The following is a 9,700-nucleotide window of genomic DNA, read 5'->3' on the forward strand; positions in this document are numbered from 1 at the left end:
GCTAAAGCCCCAATACAAAAACTGCTAAGCCTGTTTAGAACGGGGCGAGGGCAGGGGTTATTGCCGGCATGCTAAACGACCGAAAAATTAGAACGATTTTCATGCAGAGCCGGAGACCGCGAAAAAAAACCAAAGTATGGATTCCATACCCACCCCGGAATCCATCGGCTCAGAAGAACCGAAGAGAAAGCCAATCTCACCATTTCGGAACGATCAGTAGCGTGTGGTCCAAGTCCAACCTCTTTGGCGACAGCCCAATCAAAACCGTGAATAACGCATACGCTTTCGGTTACTAGCTACTTGGTACTGCGTAGCTCAAGTTACATTCTAGAAAGACGATATTCTCGAAGTAGATGGCATCTTTTTCTAGTCGATTGTCAGCTGATTTCATCTAGTTCACCGTTATGTTTTTCTAAGCTTATGTGCATGTGAAACTCAATGAAGGAAGGTACTACGACTTGCTATATGTGTGGTGCTTCTGCCAGCGGCCGTGAGCATGTGCCGCCGCGATGTTTTTTTCCAAGGTCGAGAGACCGGATCGATGGGCAGGATTTTCGAACGAAATTACAGACAGTTCAGTCGTGTAATATCCACAATTCAGGAAAATCAAAAGATGATGAATACTTTTTGAACGTGGTTACAAGCTTAGAATCGATTAATGAAGTTGGCAGGAATCACTATCGCAATCAGATAAGGCGTCAGAACGAAAGAAATCCGAGCATACTTGCTAGATTTGCTGGTAGAGCTGTCGAGGTTGATGGGCGATTTGGCCATGAGATTGAAATTAGCCGTGTAGATTCGTTTGTTGATCACTTCGCACGGGGGTTGTATTTCTTGCACTACTCAAAGAAGTGGCAAGAAGAAGTGCGTTGGTTCCCAGAGTTTCTGGCTCGTCCTCCCCCGCATTCGGAGGAGGAAACCACGCGCGTAGAGACCATCCAAAAAAATAATCAGCTGTTTCATGACGCTGGTTTTCATGGTAGTAATCCCGACGTCTTTAAATACCAAGTCGTCGAATCATTGCCCCTTCGGAGGATTCGAGTTCATTTCTATGAAGGATGTAAATTTTATCTTGAGTTTCAGGATGCGAAGAGACCAAAACATAACAAGGCATTGCGGCGGACGAGCCGTTGAATGCGATGTTAGGAACTGAGAGTCCGGATTAGCGCGCCCAATACCCGGAGCACTGCTATCTGTATGCGCTGATATTGCTCCCGAGTTTACAGTGACAGTATTCACCAGACACATGCTCCTCGCGGGGGGTTTATTTAAGCGGCCTTTTCGGCTGCCTTTCCAGTCCTCGGTTTGCTGTCTTTCGGCAAGCCTGCCTTGAACGCGATGTACGGTGTTTTTCCTTCCATCATTCTTTCCTGGTGAGGCCGCTTGGTGTTGTAGTGGACGAGGTAGGCATCCGAGTCAGTCTGCATTTTCTCAACGCTCCCATACTGTCGACATCTCGTAAGCTTCTCCGTCAAGTCGACAACTGAAACGTAGAGACTTGGGGCTCGCCAGTGCGCCACCACGGAGCTTGCTTATAGCAGCCTGATTTTCTACCAATGAGCTTTGTGGGAAATGGGAGGATTACAGCGTGATCACACGAATCATATTATGCTGTTATCTAAATGTAACTGGAAAAAGAGCAAGATATGGATATGAAATCTACTACACACTTCATTTTTCTGCTTGGTTTGGCGTTCGCGGTTCCCGTAGGGGCGTCGGCAAGCACCTGTGAGGAGCATTCGAATAAATCTGCCTGTCTAGAGCCGTTACAAGAATCGCCGAATAATCCGAACTCCATGACACATTGGGCGATAAAGTTCGACTATGACACAGACGGCTGCTTGCCTTCAGCGGCAATAGATCCAAAGGGACAGTTGAACCCGGGGACTAACAATACAGGAGCCCTGAATGGGGAATGTGCGTATGAAGATCAGATTACATATGCAAATACCTATTACCGTGGGTTCTGTATCGACGCCGATGAGGTAGTGAATAAGTACTGTGCCCACATGTACGCACAGTATTTTGTGAAGGATCAAACCACTCCGGGGAATCTCGTGGGGCCTGCCGGTGGACACCGCCACGACTGGGAATTTGGTATGTCGTGGGACACCCTTAATGATAAGGAGGCTCGCGTTCTTACCCACGCAACTGTTAGTGCGCATGGTAAAACCACGACTAAGTCAGTAGATGATATCTACCACGAAAAAGACGCCCAAAGAGGGGATCATCCCTACCTTGTGTACCATAAAGATGGGGCCAGTACCCATTCCATGCGGTTTGCAAAGACGAAAGATTGCAAATCAGGGGATAAGTCCAACCCGCAACCCTGTAAGCTCAATGAAAAGCCTGAGAATCCAACCAAGCAATGGGTGACGGCCACTCTGGTGAATTGGTTCACCATGGTGGGAAATGCCGGCGTGACTAATACTGACTTAACTCGGGATTTGACACAGGCTGATTTTGGATCTGCGATAGTGCCTATGAAAGACGAAACGTTCATTAAGAATGTTATGCAGTCCGTACCGGAGGGTTACCCCAATCCGGATGAATGGCAGCGGCAGTTCAATTGTGGCTTGGGTAAGTGTTAGGTGAATGCCTTGTAATCATGTCAGAGATGGGCGCTTCGGCGTGCATAACAGTCGCATACAGTGGAGCAACCTTCGCTCCGCTACGTTTACCTCCTGATACGGGCGTTATATGTCTATCGGAGTGCTAAGTTGTCAAAGGTCACGTTACAAGGATATATCGTCGTATCAGATGACGATTTGGCTGCGGTTCAGGCTGAGCTTCTGAAGCATATTGAGCTGACTCGAAAGGAAGAAGGTTGTTTGGTTTTCCGAGTGACCCAAGACAAAGAAAACAAAAATACATTCACTGTCTACGAGGAGTTTGTTAACCGCGAGGCATTTGAGTCGCATCAACAGCGAGTCAAACGTTCACAGTGGGGTGAGATCACAGCAAATGTTGAAAGGCATTATCAAATAAGCGAAAGTCGCTAATCTTTATGGCCGCACATAACAAGCACATCAATAATCGCTCCACTGGACGTCGCTGACGCGTGCCGCCTATCAAGTCGCTCAACACAGGCCATGCGTGCCGAGGCTTTCCAAGGCTACGACGGGCATTGCCGGTTAGCTCGGCGTTGGGCGTCATGACAATCGACATCGTCTACCTTGCTGACCACATTCAGCACGTTGCGGAACTGTCCCGGCTCCACCAAGCTGAATGGGGGCACTTATCCCCACAGATTGATTTGGAGACGAGGGTGACCCGGCTTACTGAGGCAGCCGGAAAGTCTGGTGTTCCGACCATATTCATTGCTGTTGAGGGGCCCGGTCTTATTGGGTCCGCCGCGTTGGTGAAAAGTGACATGAGGGAACGGCCGGAGCTGTCGCCTTGGCTGGCGGCCGTATACGTGAAGCCGGAGCGCAGACGCAACGGTATCGCGTCTGCGCTCATCGCACGTGTTGAGACCGAAGCCACCTCGCTGGGGGTGGAAAAGCTGTATCTCGTCACCGAACATCAAGAGCAGTTCTACGAACACAGGGGCTGGGATTTGATGGAGCATGCCGATCACGATGGCATCCCCGTCGCGATAATGAAGAAGCGGTTATTTGCGGGCGAAATTGGGGGCTAAGCAGTCGTGATTGAGTGCCGTGGCGAGATGCCCCAACAATGGATTGCAGCGCACGTCTGACTCGCTGCACAAATCAGGTTCTCTCCGTCTACGCGCTCCGGCACGTGCTGAACACAGGCTTTAGGAAAATGAATAAGTCACTTGTGGCTATCACAGTTCTCATACTCGCACTTGTCGGTACCAACGCGTTTTGGGTCTACGCTGTTGTGGATTGCGGTGTTAGCGGCACGTATCTACAAGATTCCTATCAAAACGCCAAATCCGCCGCTTTTCAGGCGATGGCGGTTATTCCCGTCGTATCCGATCCTAATGCATCAAGGGAAACCGTGATTGCGGCAGCTGTAAATGCTTCTTCTTGGCCAACGGAAGAGCCCTTTGAAAAAGACGGCTTTGTTTGGGTGGGCTCAATTGGTTTGAAATTCGATCCGTCCGGTCGCGTAATCGAGGTCAGGCCGCTCGTGCAGCCGCTGTGAGCGTTATCGCTAAGCCAGGTATTGGGTCTTCGCGTCGTAAATCGTTCCAGAGAACGCCAAAGCGGCGCTCCGGCGCCGCTGAACTCAAGCGTCATTCTTCGTGGAGATATGAACGAATTTCTATGGAGCAGGGGGGCGGCTCAGTCCGCCATTAAGCCGCCGGAGGTTATCTCGTCAAGAGCATAGAACCTGCCTCTTGGTGGAGCTTGCCAGAACACTGCGTAATGCCTTCATGAGAGAAACAGGCATGTGGCTGGACCGTATTGTGTCCGGTCCAGCCACCGCATTCTCCCTGTTTCCAGCAGGTGTTAGTCGGTGCTTTGGTTCCACAAGCTGATGAGGACCATTGTGTCGTTAAAGTCCTGGTCACCGATGCCGGGTGGGGTGTCGTTTGCGCCCACGTAAATGACCTGTCCCGCTTCGTTACCGTCGGGATTCGTCACCGGAATGGTTTGGTTGACGATGAGCACCGGCGAGCGCTGGAACGCGCCTGCTGAGTTACTTCTTTCAACAAAAATGTTGAAGGTATAGGTATCACCCGGTGCGTAGGCCAAGTGTTGAAGACTCAGCAGGAACTGCGTGCCAAAAGGCTCGCTGGTATTGGAGGTTGCCGAAAGCGGCGTGGCGATTTGGGGCCCGAAAATGGTTAGCTTTTGTTGATAACCGGATGTCGCGGAAGCTTGGAAATAGACCGGAACGCTCGCAATGTCATTCGGCCAGTTGGGTGTGACGACCACACGCTTGGAGAGCAGAAAAGCATTCGAGTCGTTACATCCGGCGACTGTGGCCTGCGATCCGTTGGCCGGCGGCGCAACGCACAACCCGTTTGAGTTGAGTTTTATGGTGCCGTCGCCATTGCCACTCCAAGTGAACAGTTGGTTCACGGATACACCCGTGCAGTCATAGACTTGAACTTTGTTGCCGTTCGATGGATGTGCCGTGTCCACATCCATACACATGTTCGTTCCATCCAGCCCCACGCGGCCGTCTGTTCTGGTGGTCCAAGTAGAGGCCCGGTCGTCGCATTGGGCGCCAACAACCTGATTACTATCATTTACGGAGAGACAGCTGTAGTTGCCGGCGGCATCCACATAAGCGGCCTGGCCGCTCGCCGCCTGTGCTGCGGCGGAGTAGAAAGGGGCCGACGCCAGGGCGAGACAGCATACGGCGGATTTAAAGTGCTTCTTCTTGTTCATGGTTATCCTTGATAAATGAATGGAACACGTGATTTGACGAAAAAACTCCAACACGATGTGTGATGTCTTTACTGTGTGGTGAGCTCCGTTATTGGTTGGTTAAAACAAAAAGATAGATCGACGTTCGAGTCATAAATCCGATAAATGATTGTGCATTGTCAGATATTTTGTATTATTTAATTTTTATCATTTTTTTAGATTTTTGTTTTGTTTTACCGCGCAAGGACGTTCCGTAATGTATTTTTTTGCATTGATTTGAGATTTAATTTCCCGCAATTATTCAGAGACTCCGGCCCGATCAGGGTTGCGAATAAGTCGAGAATATTTTTAGGCTCGTACAATTTTTCTATTGTTCGCATATTTATGTAAGCGAGAGAGCGGCGTTTTCGCTGCAAGTGACGGCGGTAGTCGCCCGGGTGGACGAAAGCCCAAGGTGGCGTCTGTGGGGCGTGGGGGAGATTTCCCCTGTTTGGGTACGGTTGCACGTCCGTTTGGTAGTCCGTCATGCGGTTGTTCGATTTTTTGTTTACGGTTTAGTGTGGGTAAACGCACTTCGGGTTAGACGGCAGGGGATAGATTTTCTTAAGTAGACGACGTTGGAAGGATCGCAGCGCGGGCAGACACGACGATCACGGCTTGTACACGGCAGCGGGCATTTGGTTTGCAGCGCAGTAAATTGGTTTACGATTAGGCGGGATGTATCTTCCGCGGGGCGCTGATGATTGTTCGCGCGGCTGCATCATGGCGGGCCGCTCCGCTTCGCTCCCGGATGGAGTCCGACAAATTGTCGATTTCCTGGGGTTTTGCGCATTATTTGTGGGTCACTGCGGACAGCCCAGGCGGACTTGGGCTCGGTGACCTAGCATCTTATAAATGCGTTGCGCAATGTCATGCTTGGTTACGCGCGTTGCCGTGGTGCTAAACGCGTTCGAAATGAGGCGCTTCCACAGAGGATTTGCGCCGGGGGATGCCGATGATCGAGATGATAGAGACCGATATCGAAAACGCTGTTGCCTTTCGTATCTCTGGAAAAATCACGCGAAGCGACATGGAACGGGTACTAGCCGACGCAAGAGAAAAGATCGGACGCTATGGAAATATCGTCATCCTGGAACAGATCGACTCCTGGAAGGGCGTTGAAATCGCTGCGCTCGTGGAGGAGTTCAAGTATCTCTACGAGGTGGGATTCTCCAACGTAAGTAAGGCCGCTGTGGTCACGGACAAAACGTGGATCGATCGAATCGTCAGCATCGAAGACAAGATCTTCAGAAGCATTGAAATGAAATGTTTCCCCCTTGCGGACTACGATCTGGCCATTGAATTTCTCCAGGGCCCATGAAGCGAGGGATGCCCGCCTAGACACCATCGGGGCATTTCATGCGGCCCACGGGTGTTTCGCGCAAGAGATCGCCGGGGGCTCCCCGTAACCCATTTGTCGGATCGGTTGGTTATCTTCGAACAGATTCCTTTTAGCCTGGGGTAGGTTGATTATGACGCTGAATACGCAGCAAAAGGCTCTCTGCCAAGGCCATTCGTTCGATTTTTCCGGTTTGTCGGCGTTGTTCGTCAACTGCACACTGAAGCCGAGCGGGCAGGTCTCTCATACAGAAAAGCTTTTGGAGGTTCCGAAAGCAATCATGGAGGCCAACGGCGTCGGGGTGAAAATGATCCGGGCGGTGGACTATGAATTACCGCCCGGCGTGTACCCCGACATGCGCGAGCATGGCTTCGAGCGCGATGATTGGCCCACGCTGTGCCGGGATGTGATGAAGGCCGACATTCTCCTTGTCGGCACACCCATCTGGTTGGGTGAGGAAAGCTCCGTTTGCCGCCGGCTGATCGAGCGATTGTATGGCGAATCCGGCAAGCTCAATGAGCACGGGCAGTATGTCTATTACGGCCGGGTCGGGGGGTGTGTTGTCACCGGAAACGAGGATGGCGTGAAACACAGCGCAATGACCGTTCTCTACGCGTTGCAGCATCTCGGATACACCATCCCACCCCAGGCCGACGCCGGGTGGATCGGCGAAGTCGGGCCCGGTCCCTCTTACGGCGATGACGACTCCGGCGGGCCGGAAAACGATTTTACCCAGCGTAACACCACGTTTATGGCCTGGAATCTCATGCACATGGCCCGGCTGCTGAAAGCGGCGGGTGGCATACCGGCTCACGGAAATCAGCGGAAGCTTTGGGATGCCGGATGCCACTTCGATCACCCCAACCCGGACTATCGATAGCGGGCCCGACGCACCCGCTGTTGTTTCTGTCGCGACAAAATAAAAGCCCCACCGAGTCAGTCTCGGTGGGGCTGTTTCGATGAGCCGCTTCAGGTTCAGTTGAGGCGGATGACCCGCTGTGGGTTGGCCGCATCGTCCATGATGCTCACTGTGCCGCCGAGTACATCGGTGATGTAATCCTCCAGGATGGCCTGTTCGCCCACGGTCGTCGCACCCACCACGGTGGCGGCCGCGAAGGCCGCATAGCCGTCGCCACCGGTCGCGGTAAAGCTGTTGGTGGCGAGAATAAAGGTATCTGCGAGCGCGGCTGCATCGGCCACGCCGTCTACCACCAAATTCACCACGGTCGAGTCGCTCTTGGTGATGGTTAGATTGCGCACGCGGGATGGCGTCGTCACCGTGGTGGCGCCCTCGATAGCGGCAAAAGTGGTGTCGAACTCCAGCAGCATGCCAGCAATTTGGGGGAATCGCCCGTCGGTAAACTCCGCTCGGCTGACGGAATTTTCCATGGCCGCCAACAATTGATCGCCGGTCATTTCAAGCACGGTCAGGGTGTTATCGAACGCCAGAGCCGCCTGAATGGCCAAGCGAATGATGGTGGGCCCCTGAATCGTGTCACGAATGCCGCCGCCGTTCTTGAGTGCGACGTCAACCGTGGGGAAACCGTTTTCCTGGGCACCCCAAATCGTGGAATCCGCGGCCAGATTGCCCAAGTTGGTTTCACGACTGCGCACATCCGCCCGCAGACCATTGAGCGGGTAATCGGTGGCACCCACGACAAAAAACGCGTCCTGGATGAGGGTCGTGTTCTTGAGCGCCGCGTAGGTTTCAGACACCTTCGTGTTCGGACCGAGGCCGGTGGTGCTCAGCTCCGTTTCCAGGGCGGCGATGGCCTCTGCCGTGGTTGCGACCGGCCCGCTCCGGTAGTCGAACTTCTTGATGTGGCCGTTGAGATCGAAAGTCACAATCAAGTTACCCACGTAGCGGTATTGCTGGTCACTGTTAATCACCAGAACGGTCTCACCCTCGTTATCCACCCGCACGGTGGGGTAATCCGCCTCCGCGGTGTCTTCAGGGCGCAACAGGTTGAACGGACCGTCGGCCACAGGCTGCGCCATGAAGCCCGTCGAGCCCGCAGCTACGATAATGTCGATGCCGCGCAGGCTGCCCGTCGACAGGGGATCGGCAGTGAAGTCCTGGGCGTGGTCGAGCAGAATGATGCGCTTAATACCTCGTTGCTCCAGCGCTTCGACTTGTTCCAGCACCTGGCTGACGGCGGATACCAGCGGTTGGTTCGTATCCGGGTCGCGGCCACCGACGAAATCCAGACCCGGGATGGTGGTTTCCGGGTCTTCGATCACGTTAAAGAAGTCGGCCGGGGCACGGCCGATCAGACCGATCGGACGGCCGCCACGAATCAGCCAGCAGCTTTTAACCACTTTGCCACGGTTGCGGAAACAACTGGCCGCATCCTCACCGATTTGAATGGCGGGCGTGCTCGCGGCCAACTCGACTTCACTGAAGTCCAGATTGGCGGCGATAAAGGGGTAGTCCGCGGTGTTGAGCAGTTGGGCAAAATCGTTAATGCCGCCGTCAAATTCATGATTGCCCATGCCGTTGGCCGCCAAGTTCATGGCGTTGAACATCATGATGTCACCCAGGCCCGGCTGGCCGAAGGCTTCTTCGGAGGCTTGGTAAAACGGGCCGGGAATCGTGTGATCACCGGCCGTTAAGTGGATCGATGCCGTGCATTGTTCGCGGGCAAGTTGTTCAAGTCCGTCGACCACCGTGGAGTAGTTGAGAATTTTCTCTTCCAAGGTGTTCGGATCCTGAAAGGACGATTCGTTGTCCGAGCTGTGGATAATCTGCAGGGTCGTCAGATAGTTGCGGACACACTTGAGCTTGCGCAGCGTTTGTTGGATGTCCTCGGGTTTGGTCAACTGAGCGCCGAGTTCGGCGTCATTGTTGTCGTCGGCGAAGCTGGGCGCCGAGACCATCAGCGCTGCGGCGATGGCGCCACAAATCATCAGGCCACGTCTCATCGTGTTCTCCCCAAGGTGGTCGAGTTGGCTAAATAGGGGGAATTTAGGCGAGCGGTTTTGCATGTCCGTGACCGAGCGGTGAACGTTCGCTTACGGAAACACGATCGGCGAG

At 53.2% G+C, this 9,700-nt stretch carries 10 protein-coding genes; 7 read left to right on the top strand and 3 right to left on the bottom strand.

Translation table 11 applies throughout. The features are described from left to right. Positions 1–438 precede the first annotated feature (438 nt). Positions 439–1,134 (top strand): hypothetical protein, encoded by a 696-nt coding sequence (locus SVU69_09505; protein MDY6943232.1) that lies wholly within the window; start codon positions 439–441, stop codon positions 1,132–1,134. Between the two features lie 134 nt (positions 1,135–1,268). Here SVU69_09505 and SVU69_09510 read toward each other — a convergent pair whose 3' ends face one another. Next, the gene (locus tag SVU69_09510; GenBank protein MDY6943233.1) at positions 1,269–1,427 is read right to left on the bottom strand and encodes a hypothetical protein; all 159 of its coding nucleotides are present in this window, start codon (positions 1,425–1,427) and stop codon (positions 1,269–1,271) included. 219 nt (positions 1,428–1,646) lie between these two features. On the opposite strand from SVU69_09510, the gene SVU69_09515 reads away from it, so the two are divergent. The 4 genes from SVU69_09515 to SVU69_09530 all read left to right on the top strand — a co-directional run bounded on the left by SVU69_09515 (position 1,647) and on the right by SVU69_09530 (position 4,113). Beyond that, positions 1,647–2,591 carry an NPP1 family protein gene (locus tag SVU69_09515; protein ID MDY6943234.1) on the top strand — a complete coding sequence of 315 codons (945 nt, stop codon included), beginning with the start codon at positions 1,647–1,649 and terminating at the stop codon, positions 2,589–2,591. Between the two features lie 129 nt (positions 2,592–2,720). Further along, positions 2,721–3,002 (top strand): putative quinol monooxygenase, encoded by a 282-nt coding sequence (locus SVU69_09520; GenBank protein ID MDY6943235.1) that lies wholly within the window; start codon positions 2,721–2,723, stop codon positions 3,000–3,002. 152 nt (positions 3,003–3,154) lie between these two features. Then, on the top strand, positions 3,155–3,640 hold the full coding sequence (locus SVU69_09525) for a GNAT family N-acetyltransferase (protein MDY6943236.1): 486 nt from the start codon (positions 3,155–3,157) through the stop codon (positions 3,638–3,640). Positions 3,641–3,768: 128 nt separating this feature from the next. Beyond that, on the top strand, positions 3,769–4,113 hold the full coding sequence (locus tag SVU69_09530) for a hypothetical protein (protein ID MDY6943237.1): 345 nt from the start codon (positions 3,769–3,771) through the stop codon (positions 4,111–4,113). A gap of 308 nt (positions 4,114–4,421) precedes the next feature. Here SVU69_09530 and SVU69_09535 read toward each other — a convergent pair whose 3' ends face one another. Continuing rightward, on the bottom strand, positions 4,422–5,309 hold the full coding sequence (locus tag SVU69_09535; protein ID MDY6943238.1) for an RICIN domain-containing protein: 888 nt from the start codon (positions 5,307–5,309) through the stop codon (positions 4,422–4,424). Positions 5,310–6,282: 973 nt separating this feature from the next. On the opposite strand from SVU69_09535, the gene SVU69_09540 reads away from it, so the two are divergent. Beyond that, a complete protein-coding gene (locus SVU69_09540) occupies positions 6,283–6,648 on the top strand; it encodes an STAS/SEC14 domain-containing protein (protein ID MDY6943239.1) in 366 nt (121 codons plus the stop codon). Between the two features lie 151 nt (positions 6,649–6,799). Continuing rightward, entirely contained in the window at positions 6,800–7,546 is a 747-nt protein-coding gene (locus SVU69_09545; protein MDY6943240.1) for a flavodoxin family protein, read from the top strand. Between the two features lie 95 nt (positions 7,547–7,641). Here the strand turns inward: SVU69_09545 and SVU69_09550 are convergent, their stop codons facing one another. Beyond that, positions 7,642–9,588, bottom strand: a complete 1,947-nt coding sequence (locus SVU69_09550; GenBank protein ID MDY6943241.1) for a bifunctional metallophosphatase/5'-nucleotidase — start codon at positions 9,586–9,588, stop codon at positions 7,642–7,644. Positions 9,589–9,700: the final 112 nt, after the last annotated feature.

The organism is Pseudomonadota bacterium, from assembly GCA_034189865.1.
Classification (GTDB): Bacteria; Pseudomonadota; Gammaproteobacteria; order UBA5335; family UBA5335; genus JAXHTV01.